We start from the raw sequence: 17,465 nt of genomic DNA on the forward strand, positions 1-17,465 counted from the left end.
CACCACGCCGCTTAAATTTAGCGAATTTAGAATTGGTGATTTATTCGAAGTGAAATCAAATCCACAGTTAAATAAAGATAGCTTTAAATTTAGCGAAAATGGCAAATTTCCGTATTTTACAAGGACTTGTTTAAACAATGGAATTGCTGGTTATGTTGAATATTTAGATGAAGAACATAAAATTAAAGGAAATTCTATCGCCGTGGGTATGCTCGGTATGCAATTTTTCTATATGGAAAAAGACTTTTACGCAGGTCAATTTACAAAAACAATTTTTTCTAAATTTGGAAATTTAAATTCAAAAATAGCCCAATATTTCATAACTTTATTGAATAAAAATCAAAAAATTTATCAAGGTATTTTAGTTAGAGATTTTGAAAAAGAATTTAATAAAACTAGTATTATTTTACCAACTATAAACGGCGAATTAAATTTTAATTTTATGCAAAATTTTATAAAAGCAGTGCAAAAACTAGTCATTAAAGATGTCGTTTTGTGGGCGGACGCAAAGATACAAACCACAAAAAACATCATTGCAAGAAAAAGAGCTTGATCTTTTACTTCAAATACAAATTTACCAACACAAACAATATCTAAAACTCATCTATTGGTAGCCCAAAAGCATCGGTGAGTTTAAAGTTTATACTTTTACCTTCAAAGCTAAGCCCTGATTTTTGTGCTTGGCTTCTTTGAAGTCCATTTTCTAGCGTATATACTCGACCATCTTTCATAAATTTTCTTCCAGTGCCATAAAATACAAACGTCACATTGTATCTTTCGCACTCATTGCGCAAACCCTTAACCCACTCATAGCAGCACACACGTGCACCTTCGTAATTCTCGCCATCGCACAGCACTAGGCTTATTTGATTTGATTTTAGGTATTTTTCAATACTAATAGCCCCAATAAGCGGAGCACACACAATGCCTTTGTGCTTAAATGGCAATTCAAGCAAAGTAGGTATGCGTTCATCAGCTCTTTGCTGATTTTCACAGCTTACACTTAACATTACGTTTTCATAGCCATCATCCCAATCTTTAGGCAAGCATTTTGATACTCTATCAATTCTTTTAGTCAGCAGTGAAAATTTAACATCCGAGCGTTGCTTTATAATGCTCCACGCCTCATCTCTGTATTCATCTGCTTGCTTTAAAAAGAAATCACTACTTAAGCACACATGTATCATTTCGCCACTTTTTATTTTGTATCTGCCATCTTTGTGACGTGATAATGGATAGTTAAAACCAGTTTTAGTGCGATAAATCTCTGAACCACTTTTGCCATACTTAGCATCTAAATAATACATATAGCAATTAGCACATCCTTCGCTAATTTTAATGCATCCATGCCATGGATTCCAGATATTAAGCGTTTTATCTTGTTTTGTTGAGCTCACATTTTGACTTTGATGTGTAATTTTGGTTATTTTAATCACAATGCATTTACTAAAATAATATATTTTGTATTTATCTTGCAAATATCATTTGATTTTCGTTATTATAGCATATAAGGATTAAATTAAAACGCAAAAAGAGAGCTTTTATAATACATGAAAATATATGAAAATTTAATTATCGGTGGCGGTGCTAGTGGGCTGTATTTGGCTAGTTTGCTTAATGCAAAAACTACATTAATACTAGAAAAAAATGCAAAATGCGGACTTAAAATACTAGCTAGTGGAGGCGGCAGATGTAACGTAACAAATCAAAATATAAGCCCTAAAAACTATCTAGCAAATGAAAATTTTATCTACAATGTCTTATTAAAATTTAATTACAAAAAAACGCTTGAAATTTTTAAAAATTTAAACTTTAGCTTAGAGAAAAAAACACAATTTTACTGCAAATCAGGCTCAAAAGATGTATTAAATACACTTTTAAATGCTATCAAATGTGAAATTTTAACAAATCACGAAGTAACGCACGTAAGCAAAAATTTAAAAAACAACACTTTTGAAATAACAAGCACAAAAGAGAAATTTTACTGCAAAAATCTAATCATAGCTACTGGAGGAATTAGCTATAAAAAACTCGGAGCGACTGGCTTAGGATATGAAATAGCTAAAAATTTTAACCTTGAAATAATCACACCCTGCCCTGCACTTGTGGGATTTAGTGTGCAAAAGGATGAGTTTTGGTTTAAAAATCTTAGTGGGGTTAGTCTAGATAGCATAATAAGCGTAAATGATAGATTTTTTAAAGACAAGGTGCTTTTTACACATAAAGGCATAAGCGGTCCAGCCGTGCTAAATGCGTCGCTTTTTTGGAAAAAAGGCAAAATTTCAATCAATTTTGCCCCAAAAATCAATATAAAAAATCTAAAAAATAGCAAAAAGCAAGTAAGCACATTAATGCAATTGCCTAAAAATTTCACAAAAGAATTCTTACACTCGCAAAATCTAAGCGATAAGCCTTATGATAATTTTAGCACCGATGAAAAAGCAAAATTTAATAAAATTTTTAATTATGAGTTTGCTCCGGCTGGAAATTTTGGATTTGAAAAAGCTGAGATAACAAAAGGCGGAATTAGCACTGATGAATTAAGTGAAAATTTCGAAAGCAAAAAGGTATCTAATTTATACTTTATAGGCGAAGTTTTAGATGTAAATGGTATGCTTGGTGGATATAATTTACACTTTGCTTTTGCTAGTGCAAATATAGCAAGTCAAAAAATAAACCTTAATTTATAATTTCATAAAACACAAAAGCAACAAAGGCAAAAATACTATAAATTTATGCATTTATAAACTTTATTTATAGGCAAACAATCGCTATTTTGCTTATATTTTATAAAAAATTAACAAGACTTAGCTTAAGCTAACTTAGCGTATTTTTAGCTTTGCCACTTTGTAAGGTATCTTATTAATTTAGCAAATTTTACTTCACTTTGTTTGTAGCTTTTTAAGAACTATTTTATTTATAACTACAAGCAAGATAGAGATTTTCTTTGCCATAAAAACTCTGTATTTATGTTAAACAAAGCGAAGTTTTACGCTAAGCATCCTGCAAGAAAGCTTATTTTGATTTAATAATTAAAATATGTTTTAAAGGATAATTAAAAGACCAGTTTAATTTTAACTAGCACGCTTAATATCGTATTAGCAAATACTGGGTAGCTTAGCAACTACCCACAAGTATATCACTAAAATTTTTCAAATATGTCAATAGGCTCATCTGTCTTAAGACAATCCAAAATCACTCCATAATTCTCTTTGATATCATCTTGAAGCAATGTCAGAATAGTTTTTGCATCTTTTGCATCTTTTGGATATGACACAATTAAATCAATTGGTTTTTCATTTAAAATTCCTGAATACCAGAAAGTAACTTTGAAGCACCAGTTTTATTAGTGCCAAAAAGCAAGGCAACAATATGCTCACCCTCTTCTACAATCGCATCTGTATGGCGAAGTATGCGTTCAAAAGCCTCTTCATAGCCTTCGTTTTTCTCTGGCAATCTAAAATAGATCAAAGAGAGCGAATTAGTCACATTTGAGTGACTATAATAACGTTTTAAAACCGAAATTTCAAGCTCCACAAGGGATAGCAAATCACTAGCACTAAATCTTTTTGCTGACATTTGTTTCCTTTTAAATGGTTTTAGGTTTTTATTATAGCTTTTAAATTCTCAAAATAAAATATATTATATCCGTTTTGGTGCGTATAGCCCATTTTTAACCTATGCGAGTTTAAAATATTGCTTACAATATAAAGCCCTAAGCCAAAGCTTTTTTGTGAATTTTCTCCTTTTATAAATGGCTGTATATAAAAATTTAACTCATTTTTAAGTGGCAAACCTTTACTTATAAAATTAATTTTATCAGTTAAAATTTCAATTTTAACTCTTTTGTCTGGTGAATATTTTATAGCATTATCAATCATATTTTTAACAGCTATACTAAAAAGCTTAAAATCAATATCTAATTTTAAATTTTCAGTTTTATCTATCATTACCTGTTCTTTATCTATCATCGCTATATCTATCGCCTCGTCAATAACATCAGCCATAAAGCATGTAGTTTTGTTTGTTAGTTTTATTTTTGATGTTGTTTGCTCAACTGCGACTAATTCATTTATTAAACTTTCTAATTTATTAAAAATAGACACAAAACGATCTTTGTGTTTGCTATCATCCATCATCTCTACGACCAATCTTCCCTTTGTAATCGGTGTCTTTAGCTCATGCATGATATTTCGTAAAAACAACTGTCTAGAATTATTTAGTATTTTTATCTCGTTTGTGGCATTATAAAATGCCTCGGCAACCTCTGAAATTTCATCCTTGCCACTACTTACATTTTGTATATTTTCAAGATCGCCATTGGCAAATTTTACAATTTGTCGTTTAAGTTTTCTAAGTGGCTTAAGCTTGTAAATTACAAAAATATAGGCTATTAGTATCACGACAACTATCACAGCAAAAACAGCCTTTATCATCTCATATCGATATGGCTGATACTCTTTATCACGTAAAATTTTAATATTATCTAAATGCTGTATTTTTAAATAATGTCGTTTTTCATAAAGCAAAATTGCTATGCTGCCTATGTCATCTTTGATCTCTTCTATTATGTGTGCATTTTGCAAAATGCTGTATTTATCACTCTCGTCTGATATCTCACTCATTTCTACGTTTTTCATTGCATCATTGTATTTATCAAAATCCATAAGCCCACTCATATAAAACAAATTAGCTTGAGCTACGTTTGAGTATTTGCTATTTAACTCTCTTGTGTAATTTTGCTTATCAAACTCCATAAGCCATAAAAAAACTACAAAAATACTAGCAAGTGCAATTAAAAATATAATAGTTATTGTAATAAATATGGACGAACGCTTCATTAAAACACCAATTTATAGCCTATGCCACGTATCGCATGGATATAACGCGGTGCCTTTGGATTTTCGCCTATTTTAGCACGGATTCTTCCTATTATTACATCGATGCTTTTATTTGTTGTGTCTTCATTGATACTTTCGCAGTTATATATCAGCTCCTCACGACTAACAGCACCGCCTTGTTTATTAATTAAATATTTTAATATATCATATTCAGCAACTGTTAAGCTTAATGCCTTGCCTTTAAATAAAATTTCATGCTCAAAATCTTTAACCTCAAAATCACTATTTTGTGGCGTCTCTCGCTCTATTTTTATGCTTTCACGTCTTAGATGACTTCTTATCCTGGCTAATAGTTCTTGTGGATTGTAAGGCTTTGGCATGTAATCATCCGCACCATTTTCTAGTGCATTTACCTTATCTGTTATATCATGACGAGCTGATGAGATAATGATTGGGATATTGTTATTTTTGCGTATCTCTTTACAAAGCTGCAATCCATCAAGTCCTGGCAATGTTAAATCAAGTATTACAAGATCAAATTTATTAGTATTTAATGTAGACAATCCCAAATACGGATCATCTATAATAGTAACGTTATAGTTGTTTTTTTGCAGATATTCACTTAAAATTTCAGCCAACTCCAAATCATCTTCTATCATTAAAATTTCAGCCATATTAATCCTTTAATTTCGTCTTTCAAACTCATCAAAACCAAACTCACGTATCTTTACAACATCTAAATTTTCCTTAACATAATACAAATCTGGCAATTTTACACCATTAAAAGTTGTATTTTTTACTATTGTGTAGTGAATTTGATCTTCAAAAATAATCCTATCGCCTATTTTTATCTCATCATCAAAGCGATATTCTGGATTATTAGTCTGTATACCAACAATATCTCCAGCCAAACAAGTAGCACCGCCAAATCTATACTCATACTTGCCATTTTTGCTTTCATTACGCACAGCTGGACGATATGGCATAAGCACCGTATCTGGCATATGAGCCTCGGCCGATACATCAAGTATAGCTATTTTTTTACCATTATCAACTATATCTAACACACTACCGACTAAATAACCAGTCTGCCAACCAACTGCCTCACCTGGCTCAAGTATCACTTCTACGTTATATTTTGCCTTAAAATCCTTAATAATCTGTATTAGCAAATCTACATTGTAGCCCTCACGAGTAATATGATGGCCACCACCAAAATTTACCCACTTAAGTCCATTTAAATACTCGCCAAATCTACTCTCAAACCCTTGCAAAACCAACTGCAAACTCTCAGCACTCTCTTCGCAAAGTGCATGAAAATGAAGCCCTGATATACCATCAAGCTCATCTGGCTTAAAATTTGCCTTTGTAATACCTAGCCTACTAAACTCTGCACATGGATTATACGCATCACTTGGCGATGCTGACACTTCTGGATTTAATCTAAGCCCACATTCAGCACCGCTTTTTAATGCTTTTTTACGATATTTTTGCCACTGATTATGCGAGTTAAATATCACGTGATTAGACAAAGATAAAACCTCATCTATCTCATCATCTTTATATGCTGGTGAATATGTGCATATCTCTCCACGAACATGCTTTTTAGCATATTTTGCCTCGTATAAACCGCTACAAGTCGCACCATCTAAATACTCACTAACCAAATCCATAGCACCACTAAAGGCAAATCCCTTTAACGCAACATATATCTTTGCTCCACTTTCATCTTTTACACGCTTTAAAATTTGTAAATTTTTTCTCAGTTTTGCCTCTTCACAAACATAAGCTGGTGTTTTTATCTCATTTTGCTTCATCATTTTCCTTTAAAATTTCAACGATTATATAAAATTTTTACTTACTCTTTGATACAATTGCGTAAAATTTTAAAGGAAACTAATGGTAATTATAAAATTTCTAGGTCCAATTGGCAAGGATGATTTAAAAATAGATGTTAAAAATTTAAACGAATTAAAAGAGATATTAAACGAGGATAAAGAGCTAAAAATATGGCTAAAAGATTGCGGTGTAGCGGTAAATGATGAGATTGTTACCGATGCAAATATGCAACTAAAAGATGGCGATGTGGTTGCGATATTAGCACCAGTTTGCGGAGGTTAAAATGGAAATTTATCAAAACGAACTAGACATAAACGAGATACAAAAACGCTGGTATAATGATAGTAAAAATTTAAACTGTGGTGCCTTAATAACATTTGTTGGCATAGTGCGTGATGATGATGGCATACAAGCACTTAGCTTTGATATATATGAGCCACTACTTAAAAAGTGGTTACAAAAGTGGCAAAATATAGCAGAAAAAGACAAAGCAAAGGTGTTTTTTGCTCATTCAAAAGGCGATGTAAAAGTAGGCGAAAGCTCGTATATAGCAGCTGTGCTAACTCCTCAGCGAAAGGTTGGACTAAGACTTATTAATGAATTTGTTGAAGATTTTAAAGCAAACGCTCCGATATGGAAGTATGATGTGAAAAATGGCGAGAGAATTTATGCAAAAAATCGCAGTCAAAAACTCTCAAACGCTGGAATATTAGCAAAGGACTAATAGTGAAATTAACAAGCTACGAAGATAGTCTAAAGATACTAAAAGCAACCATAAAGCATTGGGACAGAGTAGAAAAAGTCACGCTAACAAATGCTTTAGATCGTCACATCGCTTACGATATAATCGCGAAAGACAACCATCCGGCAAAACCAACATCAGCCATGGATGGATATGCATTTAAGTGGAATGAAAATTTAAATGAACTAAAGCTATTAGATATACTTCCAGCAGGAAGCGACAAAACTATAAGTATCAAAGATAATGAGTGCGTAAAGACTTTTACCGGTTCATTAATGAGCGATGGTGCAGATACTTTAATACCAGTTGAAAATGTGGAAATTTCAAACTCGATTGTAAAAATAATCAAACCAGTTGCAAAAAATTTCGCCGTTAGGCAGGTGGGTGAGAGCTACAAAAAAGGCGAAATTTTAATCAAAAAAGGCACAAAGTTAAATTATGCCGAAATAGCCTTACTAGCGGAGCTTGGGATATTTCATGTAAGTGTCTTTATAAAGCCAAAAGTAGCAATTTTAGCAACTGGTAGCGAGATAGTGGATCTTGGAGAGCCTTTACAAAACGATGCTCAAATAAGAAGCTCAAACCATATAGCTCTAGCAATGATGATGAAAAAACTAGGTGCACAGCCGATAGTGTGTGAGATAGTAAAAGATGATGCAAATACTGTAAAAACCGCTATACTAAACGCACTAAAATCAGCTGATGTGCTTTTGACAACAGGTGGCGTGAGTATGGGGGATTTTGATTTTGTCAAAGTTGCCTTAAAAGATGATTTTGAAATAGTGCTAAATGGTGCTGATATAAAGCCGGGACGCCACATAAAAATAGCGCGTTTAGGTGAAAAATACATCTTTGCATTGCCTGGTTTTCCATACTCGGCCATGGTTATGACGACGCTATATGTAAGAGTATTGCTAAACACTTGGCTACATCAAGACGAACCATATATAAAGGCAATACTAGATGAAAAATACGAAAAACGCTCACCTTATCTTGAATTTACAGCAATAAATTTAGAATATAAAGATGGCAAAATTTACGCAAATCTAAACGGCAAAAAACTAGGAAGCTCAGCAATAATAAACAACCTAACAAACAACGCCGCACTTTTAGTTGTACCAAAACATACTAAAAGCATCCAAAAAGGCGAAATCGTAGATATTTTAATGATAATATAAAGGATAAAATTTGAAAGCACTTGCACTAAAATACAGACCTAAAAATTTTGACGAATTAATCGGACAAGAAGCCGTAAGTCAAAGTCTAAGTCACGCTTTGCAAAGCAATAGAATAGGACATGCTTATCTATTTTCTGGACTTAGAGGTAGTGGGAAAACATCAAGTGCTAGAATTTTCTCAAAGGTATTAGTTTGCGATAATCCACAAAATGCAAAGCCATGCGAAACATGCAATAATTGCAAAATGGCAAACGAATCTAGGCATCTAGATATCATCGAGATGGACGCAGCAAGTCACAGAGGCATAGACGATATAAAAGAGCTAATTGAGCAAACAAAATACGCTCCATCAATGGCAAAATATAAAATTTTCATTATCGATGAAGTTCACATGCTATCAACTCCGGCATTTAATGCACTATTAAAAACACTTGAAGAACCACCAAGTTATGTTAAATTTATCCTTGCTACGACAGATCCGCTTAAATTGCCAGCAACAGTTCTATCTAGAACTCAGCACTTTAGATTTAAACAAATCCCAAGACACCTAATAACAAAGCAATTAGAGCACATTTTAAACACAGAAGGCATCACATATGAAAAAGAAGCCTTGCAAATACTTGCTAGAAGTGGTCAAGGCTCACTTCGCGATACTCTCACACTACTAGATCAAGCAATAATATACTCATCAAACAATGTAACACAAAACGCAGTTGCATCAATGCTAGGACTGCTTGATCCAGCCAGGATTGACGATATATTTAAAGCCGTTTTACAAAGCGATAAAGAACAAATCTCAAGCATAGTGTCACAACTAGAAGAGTATGAAGCAACTATGATAATTGATGAGCTAACATCTCATCTAAAAACTAAATTTCTAGCTCACGATCCGTCATTTTCACTGCTAGTTACAGAGCGATTTTTTAGAATTTTTGCTCAAGCAAAATCTATGCTAAACACCACTAGCGACAATAGCTTTGTCATAACAATAATGCTATTTATGATGATGGAAGCACAAAATTTAAAAACAATAGACGAGGCAATAAACGAAGTACAAAATCAAAACACAACCAAAGACCAAGCAAAGCAACAGGCTAAACAAACAAACAACAAACAAAAAAATGCTTATGAAATTTTGCTAGATAAGATATTTGATAGAGATTACAATTTGGGCGAAATTTTTCAAAACAATACAGAATTTGTAGAATTTGATGGAGTAAATTTGAGCATTATATCAAATGCACAAGGGCGAGACAGAGATGAGCTTGTTTCAAAATTTGGACTAATAATGAGCATATTAAAGCAACTTTTTGGCGAAAATGCAAAAATTATAAACGTAAAAAAAAAGCAATCACAAGATAAAATTTTACAAATAAATGAAGAAGATGAGTTTCAAAAAGAGTTGCAAAAACTGCAAGAAGTTGAAATAACTCAACCAAAAAGCGAACCAAAAAAAATACAAAGCATATCAGAAGCACTATCTAGCATAAATAAAAACAAAAGCCCACAAGAGCTACAAGAGCTAAAAAACAACGCTATCTTGCAAGATGCAAAAGACTATTTTGGAACACCAAAAATCGTAAAAATAAATCAATAATTTTTTATAATTTATTTGCCCTAATACTTGGGAAGAGCGACTTGATACCAGAATACAAATTAAGACATGGCGAAAAAATAAACAATATAAAGAAATTTTACAACGAGAATTTAGTTTATGGATTAGTAAAAATTTATACGATGAACTTGTGCTTGAACTACGTGCTAGATATTATGCAAAATTTTATAATATCAAAAAACAGTATTATAGTTTTATTTTATAAAAGATAAAAAGGTTGTAAGTCACTATGCCAAAGCTTATCGTAGAATTATCTTAAAAAGATTGCAAAACAAAACAATAAAACCTTGGCTTTATATCTACAAAATAAAAGCGATATTAAGCCAGATATTTAAGTATCAAAAATCCGGCAAAAATCCCAATAAAAAAGCTCAAAATAGTATATGCTATAAGTTGTCTTTTATGTGCTCCAAGTGCTTTTTCTAGCTTTTTTTCATGATGTTTTGCAACACCTTCAAATGTCATATTTAGTATTTTTTCATTAGTTTGAGTAAGTTGCTTGGTAAATTCTTTAATTTGCTCATCATTTATATATTGCATAGTTTTTACGGTGGTTTGAGCTAGTTTTTCATAATCTTCAGAATTCTCCCATATGCCAACTATATCATTATTTTCAATAGCAGATCTTAAGTCAAGAGTTTCAAGATCTGTGTTTTTTTTGTCCTGTTTTGTTATCTCTGTGCTCATCTTGCCCCCTCTTAATCCGCTTAATCATATCATTTAGATTGTAAAATTAATTTAAATTTTGTATAGTTTTATCAAAATTTTATCAATTTTGATACTTTTTTACACTATTTCGCCTATTTTTGTGCCAAATCTTACAGTCTGTTCATCGTCTAAATTGTATTTAATCTTATCTTTTTGGCTAATAATTAATATCGTCGAACCAAGTTCAAAATTTCCAAGCCTATCGCCCTTTTTGACCATCAAATTCTCATAATCATAAACGTCAATTTTGTCCGCATTTGCATTTGTTTTTATGCGTTCATCAAAACAAAATTTAATCTTGCCAACATTTAACGCACCAACAAAAACAAGCCATAAAATAAAGCCATCTATCTCGCACTCAAGCACTACTCTCTCATTTTTGGCATATAAATTTTCAACCTTTTTTAAGGCTGATTTTGCGACACTATAAAGCCTACCTGGTATATAAATGGCACGTTTTATTCTCATATCAAATGGAGCGTGATAGTGATGATAATCACGCGGACTAAGATATAAATTTACAAAATCATACTGAGCCATCCTATCAAAACTCGATCTTTGCTCACCAAGCAATTCAGCCAGATGATACCCCATCCCCTTAATACTAAAGGCTGAGTTGGCAACACTTACACCATAACTAAGGCATCTACCATCGCATGGGCTAATAAAAGCACTATCACTCTTATCAAACTCACGCGGTGCTATAAATTCTCTAGTAAAAAGTGCATTTAGGCTCTCATACTGATTTGGCGACCAAAACTCACTCATATCAATATTAAACGCCTTAACATAGCTATTGTTTATAAATTTTTGCAATGGCTTATAAAACTTAAATTTACCAACTAATCCAAAAATTTTAGAAAATTCTCTATCAAATACCAAATTTATTCTCCCACTAAATCTAAAATCGCAATCTCGCTTGGTGCCAAAATTCTCACAGGTGGCCCCCAAAATCCTGCACCAGAACTAACATAAACTTGCATTTTATCATTATGCTTATTAAGCCCATATAAATATGGCTGATCAAGCAAGACTAAAAAGTGAAATGGAAATATCTGTCCGCCGTGCGTGTGACCACATATTACTAAATCAACATCTTTGTGCATGTAACGTATAAATTTTGGTTGATGTGTCAATAAAATAGTAGGCTCATTTTCATTTATACCGCTTAAAGCTACATCTAAATCAGGCTTTAAGTAGTTAAACTTAAGCCCAACCACATCATATACACCGGCTAAATTTAGCCCACCTATATTTACGTTTTTGTTGCCTAAAATTTTCACTCCTACATCATTCACTTTTGACAAAATCCCATCAATGCCATGATAATACTCGTGATTTCCAGGCACATAATACGTCCCATACGTGCTTTTTAAATCCTTCAAAGGTTCTAAAAAATCACCCATCTCATCACCACTCATATCAGCCAAATCACCAACAATAGCCACAATGTCTGGCTTTGTGCTATTTATCTGATACACAAGTTGTGCCAAAAACTCTTTTTGCAAAAAATCACCTATATGTATATCGCTAACCACAGCAATTCTAAGCGGAGATTTTAAGCCGCTTATACGTATTTGGTTGTGTTTTATGCGTGGTGGTTTAATCGCACTAAATACACCTTGAAGCAAAAATCCAACAAATACAACCAAAAAAGCTGTATCAAATACAAATTTTAAAAATTTTCGCCTATTTGAATTAAATTTTGTCCTTTTAAAAACAATACGAAGCACATCATAAGCTACACTTACACCAAACAAAAACCAAGAAAACCCAAGCAAAAATGCACCAGCCAAGTATAGATGAATATGCAAACTAAAATTAATCAAAACTGAAAAAATATAAGTAGCTTCAAGAATACCAACAAAAACAATAAAAACCCTTATATATTTTAAATATGGCTGCAAAAAGCTTATTTTTCTTAAAAATCTTTTATAACTATAAAAATTCAATAAAACTGAAGCTATAAATGCTACAGATATGACAAAAACCCACCTTAACATACTTCATACCAGCCATATCTATCATCGCCAAGCCTACCCTCATAAAGCGGTTTTAATCTCACATCAAGCTTAATATTGTCAGCATTTTTAAACTCGCTACTTTGATATATCAAAACCCATTTTACATTTAAAATTTCTCCTAAAGCGATCTTTTTTAACATTTGCTCTCCGCCTTCTATCATCACCAAAGGCTTATTTATAACTTCAAGATTATCCAGAATTTCAACGTTTCTATTTTTAACACTAAACAAAGCTATATCGGTATCAAAATCGCGTTTAGTTGAGTATATCGCGACATCTGGAGCTTTGGCATTTGCTAGTCTTGCATCAAGCACAGGTCTATCAACTCGCACCGTATTTCCACCAATTACAAGCAAGTCAATCACTCCACGAAGCTTATGCATATGAGTTCGACTTAGTTCGTTTGAGATTATGCCACCAGTTATGACGCCATTAGCACTCATAGCCAACTTATAAAAGATAAAATTTCCATTAAGCCAAGTTTTAAACGGCAACATTAGCTTCTTTGTATGCTCTTTTAAAACGCCTATTTTTACATCAATACCAGCTTCTTTTAATATCTTTGCTCCGCCACTTGCTATTTTATTCTCATCACAAACACTTATAATTACTCTTTTAAAGCCAAGCTGCTTTATCAATATCGCACAAGCTGGAGTTTTGCCGTGATGTGAGCAAGGCTCAAGCGTTACATAAGCACTAGCATCATTTAATAAATTACCATGATTGCTTAAAATAAACTCATAACAAAATTTTGCGTCTAAATCAGCTTCGTTAAGCTCTGTTAAAGTTTTAAAACTTTGAGTAAAACAAACATTATATTCATTTAAGAATTTATTTAAAATTTCATCATTTAAGTTAAACAATGCAAACAAAATTGCCATTGGCTCAGCATGTAAATATCCAGCTTTTTTATGTGCCTTTATGCTTAAAATTTTGCCAAATTTATCGCATATCACACATCCTACAGCTGGATTTGGATAGGTTAAAATTTGGTATTTCCAAGCCTCATTTAAGGCTAAATCCATATAAAACTCATCGCTCAATTTATATCCTTTAAAATTTAAATTATAGCAATTTAGTGTAAATGAAGTAAAATTTTAGTAAAATCCATGCCTATTTTAATAAAATATTAGGAGTGCAAATGGCATCATATTCAATGGGTGATCTTAAAAAGGGCTTAAAAATAGAAATTGATGGCGTACCATATAAAATCGTGGAGTATCAACATGTAAAACCGGGCAAAGGAGCAGCCTTTGTAAGAGCAAAAATCAAATCTTTTGTTGATGGAAAAGTGCTTGAAAAAACATTTCACGCAGGTGATAAGTGCGAACAGCCAAATCTAGAAGAAAAGCAAATGCAATATCTATATGACGATGGTGAATACTGCCAATTTATGGACACTGTTAGCTATGAGCAAGTTGGCATTAGCGATGATGATGTTGGCGAGGCTAAAAAATGGATGGTTGATGGTATGATGGTTGATATACTGTTTCACAACGGAAATGCAATCGGCGTAGAAGTGCCGCAGGTGGTTGAGCTAAAAATAGTGCAAACTCCACCAAATTTCAAAGGCGATAGTCAAGGCGGCAAAAAACCAGCAACTCTAGAAAGTGGTGCCGTAGTGCAAATACCATTTCACGTGTTAGAGGGTGAAGTCATCAGAGTAGATACTGTGCGTGGCGAATATATCGAGCGTGTAAGCAAATAATAATGTTAGGCGAAGTTGAAATTTTAGAAATTTTTAAACAAAATTTTAATACTTCGCCAAACTATCCATTTAAAAAATATCCAAATTTTGCCACGTTTTGCAACCACAAAGGCAAGTGGTTTGCACTGATGATGAAAATTAGTGCAAAAAAGTTAAACATAAATAGCGATAATGAAATTTTGCTCTTAAATCTCAAAACAGATGTAGCACAAATTTTAATAGATCACAAACAAATATATCCAGCATACCACATGAATAAAACACACTGGATAAGCGTAAAAATCGATGATAAAATAGATAAAGATTTCTTAATAGACCTAATAGATACTAGTTTGCAGCTAAGCCTATAAGTATTACATATCTTTAAATTTAGCACTACTATAAAAATATTAAACTTAACTAAAATTAGTTAGTGTTTTAATTTTGCCCCCAATCATGGCTTTGACCAACACTTGATATTTTACTCATTATGACCTATTCCTTAATTAACTTTATGTGATATAAGTGATAATTTAACTAAAAGCTTTTTACATAAAAACAACTGTTTTTATCCTAATCACATTAAACCACAGTTTTATTTTACTACCCATAAAAACTCTTATTAGTTTTATGATATTTACAAAATTCAAAACAAGAAAATCCTGATATCTGTCAATGTCTTTTTAAGATTTTTTAATCCAAACAATAATAATAACAAGCTAAAGACAAGGCTACAATGACAGCTTAAGTCGCTATCTGAACTTCGCTTCGCTCGTTACTTTTTAAGTCATTGCTATTATAGTAAGTAAAGTTTTTAGTTGTGCTTTTGATTTGCTTAAAGCATTTATAAATTTAAAGCAAAAAATACATCTTGTTTTTATTAATTTAATATTTTAAGTTAATAACAACAAAAATTTAAATATAATATTAATATACTTAAAATAAAAAGGAGAAATATGAAAAAAATATCACTATTGAGTTTAGCATTTGTTGGCTTGTTTGCAAACCCACAAATAAATCAAAGCGTTACCGTAAAACCCATCCCTAATGTAAAGACAACACTATCTTTTGGACTACTTACAGGCGAAGCAAAAGAGATAGTTTATGGCGATACAATGAACGACAAGATCAGTCAATTAAATTGGAAAATAAAACATGCCTTAATATTAAAAGGGGATATTTCATGGGATGTTACATCGTGGCTTACCCTAAATTTAAACGGTTTTACAACTATAAAAGATGGCAAAGGTAAAATGAGTGATTATGATTGGCTTGATGATAATGATAGGTCAATCCTTACAGATCAATCTCACCATAATAATACACCATTAAATTATGCAAACGAATTTGACATCAATGCAAAAGCATGGTTTTTTGAAGATTTTGGGTTAAAAACAGCTGCTCTTTTTGGTTTTAAACAAAGTAGATTTAGTTGGACTAGTAAAGGTGGAAATTTCATATACACACACCTTAATGAAAACAAACAAGGACAACCTGCTGGTCAAGGACAAAAAGAGACTTTAATAGGGAAATTTCCAGATGATCTTGCTGTAATTGGTTATAGACAAAAATTTAGTGCACCTTATATAGGGCTTGCATTTGAATATAATTATAAAAATTTTGAGCTAAATACTGATGTAAAATTTAGCAATTGGGTTATCTCAAGAGATCAAGATCAGCACTATTTAAGGCAAACTACATTTCAGGAAAAAGGCAAAAATAGTAAATTTTATGGTGTAAGCCTAAACGCTGGATATTATATAAATAAAAACTTAAAATTATTTACAGAGTATAACTACAGCGACTATAGACTTGCCATAGCAGACTTAAGCTCATTTGATAGAACTACAAATGAAACAGAACACGTCTCAAGAGGTGCTGGTCTTTCAAACAAGCACCATACAATAAATATCGGCGTAAGCTATAAATTTTAGTCTTACAAAAATACTGGGATGTCTGTGTGTTCTAAAAAGAATCGCGATGTCCCACCCAAAAACATCTCTCTTAATCCATTCTCTCCCTGACGTCCTGCCACAACTAGATCAAAATTGCCATTTTTTGCCTCTTTTAGTAACGCCTCGCCCGGTATGCTTGATGTGTTTATAATCTCATAAGTTGCATTTATACCATGTAGCTCAAAATATTCTTTTAGCATATTTAAGCTATGTTCTGCATTTTCACCTAAAGCAGCTCTAGCTGTGATACAATGAACTTTTTTTGCTTGTTTTAATATAGGAAGCGAACTAGTTAATGCACGTGAATTTGATGGCGTTGCTGCCCAACTAACAAGGATATTTTGCGGATTAAACTCAGTTAAATTTCTAGGAATAACTATACAATCTTTGCCGCTTTTCATAACCGCAGCTTCAAATGAACCAGTAATTTTACCTGTCATTGAAACAGATGCAACAATAAGATCGCAAAATTTCGCTTCATCTTCAAATACAATGCTTCTTTTACCCTCTTTAACTTTAAATGATGCACTAGCTTTACCATCTATAGGCTTATCACTTATACTTATATCAAATTCCTTACATATTTTTTCAAACTCAGCATAATTTTTTGCATTTGCCTCTTCTAGGTCGTCTTTGGCATTTTTTAAAAACTCTTCATACAATACACCGCCACGTAGTGTCATTTTCATATTATAAACAGAGCTTGGATCAAGTTGTGCTGAGAGAATTTGCATATGAGTATTAAACCATTTTGCAACTTTTAAAGCACCATAAATACGTGGCACAACATCTTCTCCAGCAGCTATAGGAAATAAAATTTTTTTATATTGCATCTGTTTTTCCTTAATTTTTGTATTTTATTTTACAAGTTAAGCC

General features: G+C 32.3%; 19 protein-coding genes and 1 pseudogene. 9 read left to right on the forward strand and 11 right to left on the reverse strand.

All coding sequences use genetic code 11. From position 1 onward, the window contains the following. Positions 1–25: 25 nt before the first annotated feature. A pseudogene (locus tag LQU93_RS00080) lies at positions 26–553 on the forward strand (restriction endonuclease subunit S); the annotation flags it as partial. A 40-nt stretch (positions 554–593) separates the two neighbouring features. Here the strand turns inward: LQU93_RS00080 and LQU93_RS00085 are convergent. Beyond that, positions 594–1,397, reverse strand: a complete 804-nt coding sequence (locus LQU93_RS00085; RefSeq protein ID WP_229931846.1) for a DUF5131 family protein — start codon at positions 1,395–1,397, stop codon at positions 594–596. 153 nt (positions 1,398–1,550) lie between these two features. Here LQU93_RS00085 and LQU93_RS00090 point away from each other — a divergent pair, with 153 nt between their 5' ends. Then, positions 1,551–2,690 carry a BaiN/RdsA family NAD(P)/FAD-dependent oxidoreductase gene (locus LQU93_RS00090; RefSeq protein ID WP_229931847.1) on the forward strand — a complete coding sequence of 380 codons (1,140 nt, stop codon included), beginning with the start codon at positions 1,551–1,553 and terminating at the stop codon, positions 2,688–2,690. Between the two features lie 452 nt (positions 2,691–3,142). Here the strand turns inward: LQU93_RS00090 and LQU93_RS09925 are convergent, their stop codons facing one another. From LQU93_RS09925 to nspC, 5 genes are read right to left on the reverse strand one after another with little or no spacing between them, the layout of a single operon-like run. Beyond that, positions 3,143–3,277, reverse strand: a complete 135-nt coding sequence (locus tag LQU93_RS09925; RefSeq protein WP_268250036.1) for a hypothetical protein — start codon at positions 3,275–3,277, stop codon at positions 3,143–3,145. Positions 3,278–3,300: 23 nt separating this feature from the next. Then, positions 3,301–3,579, reverse strand: coding sequence for a hypothetical protein (locus LQU93_RS00095; protein ID WP_229931848.1), 279 nt, complete (start codon positions 3,577–3,579; stop codon positions 3,301–3,303). A 20-nt stretch (positions 3,580–3,599) separates the two neighbouring features. Continuing rightward, positions 3,600–4,841, reverse strand: a complete 1,242-nt coding sequence (locus LQU93_RS00100; RefSeq protein ID WP_229931849.1) for an ArsS family sensor histidine kinase — start codon at positions 4,839–4,841, stop codon at positions 3,600–3,602. Continuing rightward, positions 4,841–5,515, reverse strand: a complete 675-nt coding sequence (locus LQU93_RS00105) for a response regulator transcription factor (RefSeq protein ID WP_229931850.1) — start codon at positions 5,513–5,515, stop codon at positions 4,841–4,843. Before LQU93_RS00105 ends, LQU93_RS00100 begins: the two co-directional genes overlap by 1 nt. Positions 5,516–5,524: 9 nt before the next feature. Continuing rightward, the gene (gene nspC, locus LQU93_RS00110) at positions 5,525–6,658 is read right to left on the reverse strand and encodes a carboxynorspermidine decarboxylase (RefSeq protein WP_229931851.1); all 1,134 of its coding nucleotides are present in this window, start codon (positions 6,656–6,658) and stop codon (positions 5,525–5,527) included. 82 nt (positions 6,659–6,740) lie between these two features. Here nspC and LQU93_RS00115 point away from each other — a divergent pair, with 82 nt between their 5' ends. The 4 genes from LQU93_RS00115 to LQU93_RS00130 are packed head-to-tail and all read left to right on the forward strand — an operon-like array spanning position 6,741 to position 10,197. Beyond that, the gene (locus LQU93_RS00115) at positions 6,741–6,962 is read left to right on the forward strand and encodes a MoaD/ThiS family protein (RefSeq protein ID WP_229931852.1); all 222 of its coding nucleotides are present in this window, start codon (positions 6,741–6,743) and stop codon (positions 6,960–6,962) included. A gap of 1 nt (position 6,963) precedes the next feature. Beyond that, positions 6,964–7,404, forward strand: a complete 441-nt coding sequence (locus tag LQU93_RS00120; protein ID WP_229931853.1) for a molybdopterin synthase catalytic subunit — start codon at positions 6,964–6,966, stop codon at positions 7,402–7,404. Beyond that, positions 7,404–8,600, forward strand: coding sequence for a molybdopterin molybdotransferase MoeA (locus LQU93_RS00125; protein WP_229932035.1), 1,197 nt, complete (start codon positions 7,404–7,406; stop codon positions 8,598–8,600). Before LQU93_RS00120 ends, LQU93_RS00125 begins: the two co-directional genes overlap by 1 nt. A 10-nt stretch (positions 8,601–8,610) precedes the next feature. Next, positions 8,611–10,197, forward strand: coding sequence for a DNA polymerase III subunit gamma/tau (locus LQU93_RS00130; protein ID WP_229931854.1), 1,587 nt, complete (start codon positions 8,611–8,613; stop codon positions 10,195–10,197). Between the two features lie 336 nt (positions 10,198–10,533). Here the strand turns inward: LQU93_RS00130 and LQU93_RS00135 are convergent, their stop codons facing one another. The 4 genes from LQU93_RS00135 to ribD form a co-directional block, all read right to left on the reverse strand. Then, complete coding sequence (locus LQU93_RS00135) at positions 10,534–10,902, reverse strand: hypothetical protein (RefSeq protein WP_229931855.1); 369 nt, start codon at positions 10,900–10,902, stop codon at positions 10,534–10,536. A gap of 99 nt (positions 10,903–11,001) precedes the next feature. Beyond that, the gene (locus LQU93_RS00140; RefSeq protein WP_229931856.1) at positions 11,002–11,805 is read right to left on the reverse strand and encodes a phosphatidylserine decarboxylase; all 804 of its coding nucleotides are present in this window, start codon (positions 11,803–11,805) and stop codon (positions 11,002–11,004) included. 2 nt (positions 11,806–11,807) lie between these two features. Continuing rightward, on the reverse strand, positions 11,808–12,926 hold the full coding sequence (locus LQU93_RS00145) for a metallophosphoesterase (RefSeq protein WP_229931857.1): 1,119 nt from the start codon (positions 12,924–12,926) through the stop codon (positions 11,808–11,810). Continuing rightward, positions 12,920–13,990 carry a bifunctional diaminohydroxyphosphoribosylaminopyrimidine deaminase/5-amino-6-(5-phosphoribosylamino)uracil reductase RibD gene (gene ribD / locus LQU93_RS00150; RefSeq protein ID WP_229931858.1) on the reverse strand — a complete coding sequence of 357 codons (1,071 nt, stop codon included), beginning with the start codon at positions 13,988–13,990 and terminating at the stop codon, positions 12,920–12,922. The genes LQU93_RS00145 and ribD overlap by 7 nt, the downstream gene beginning before the upstream one ends. 98 nt (positions 13,991–14,088) lie before the next feature. On the opposite strand from ribD, the gene efp reads away from it, so the two are divergent. The 3 genes from efp (at position 14,089) to LQU93_RS00165 (ending at position 16,568) form a co-directional block, all read left to right on the forward strand. Next, positions 14,089–14,655, forward strand: coding sequence for an elongation factor P (gene efp / locus LQU93_RS00155; protein ID WP_229931859.1), 567 nt, complete (start codon positions 14,089–14,091; stop codon positions 14,653–14,655). A gap of 2 nt (positions 14,656–14,657) precedes the next feature. Beyond that, positions 14,658–15,005 (forward strand): MmcQ/YjbR family DNA-binding protein, encoded by a 348-nt coding sequence (locus LQU93_RS00160; protein ID WP_229931860.1) that lies wholly within the window; start codon positions 14,658–14,660, stop codon positions 15,003–15,005. Between the two features lie 585 nt (positions 15,006–15,590). Further along, a complete protein-coding gene (locus LQU93_RS00165) occupies positions 15,591–16,568 on the forward strand; it encodes an omptin family outer membrane protease (protein ID WP_229931861.1) in 978 nt (325 codons plus the stop codon). Between the two features lie 2 nt (positions 16,569–16,570). Here LQU93_RS00165 and LQU93_RS00170 read toward each other — a convergent pair whose 3' ends face one another. After that, positions 16,571–17,422 (reverse strand): universal stress protein, encoded by an 852-nt coding sequence (locus LQU93_RS00170; protein ID WP_229931862.1) that lies wholly within the window; start codon positions 17,420–17,422, stop codon positions 16,571–16,573. Positions 17,423–17,465: the final 43 nt, after the last annotated feature.

This window comes from Campylobacter majalis (genome assembly GCF_905120465.1).
In the GTDB taxonomy this organism is placed as follows: domain Bacteria; phylum Campylobacterota; class Campylobacteria; order Campylobacterales; family Campylobacteraceae; genus Campylobacter_A; species Campylobacter_A majalis.

Coding starts and splice junctions, on each gene's coding strand:
- LQU93_RS00090 (WP_229931847.1), top strand. CDS start 1,551: ATGAAAATATATGAAAATTTAATTATCGGTGGCGGTGCTAGTGGGCTG.
- LQU93_RS00095 (WP_229931848.1), bottom strand. CDS start 3,579: ATGTCAGCAAAAAGATTTAGTGCTAGTGATTTGCTATCCCTTGTGGAG.
- LQU93_RS00100 (WP_229931849.1), bottom strand. CDS start 4,841: ATGAAGCGTTCGTCCATATTTATTACAATAACTATTATATTTTTAATT.
- LQU93_RS00105 (WP_229931850.1), bottom strand. CDS start 5,515: ATGGCTGAAATTTTAATGATAGAAGATGATTTGGAGTTGGCTGAAATT.
- nspC (WP_229931851.1), bottom strand. CDS start 6,658: ATGAAGCAAAATGAGATAAAAACACCAGCTTATGTTTGTGAAGAGGCA.
- LQU93_RS00115 (WP_229931852.1), top strand. CDS start 6,741: ATGGTAATTATAAAATTTCTAGGTCCAATTGGCAAGGATGATTTAAAA.
- LQU93_RS00120 (WP_229931853.1), top strand. CDS start 6,964: ATGGAAATTTATCAAAACGAACTAGACATAAACGAGATACAAAAACGC.
- LQU93_RS00135 (WP_229931855.1), bottom strand. CDS start 10,902: ATGAGCACAGAGATAACAAAACAGGACAAAAAAAACACAGATCTTGAA.
- LQU93_RS00145 (WP_229931857.1), bottom strand. CDS start 12,926: ATGTTAAGGTGGGTTTTTGTCATATCTGTAGCATTTATAGCTTCAGTT.
- efp (WP_229931859.1), top strand. CDS start 14,089: ATGGCATCATATTCAATGGGTGATCTTAAAAAGGGCTTAAAAATAGAA.
- LQU93_RS00160 (WP_229931860.1), top strand. CDS start 14,658: ATGTTAGGCGAAGTTGAAATTTTAGAAATTTTTAAACAAAATTTTAAT.
- LQU93_RS00165 (WP_229931861.1), top strand. CDS start 15,591: ATGAAAAAAATATCACTATTGAGTTTAGCATTTGTTGGCTTGTTTGCA.
- LQU93_RS00170 (WP_229931862.1), bottom strand. CDS start 17,422: ATGCAATATAAAAAAATTTTATTTCCTATAGCTGCTGGAGAAGATGTT.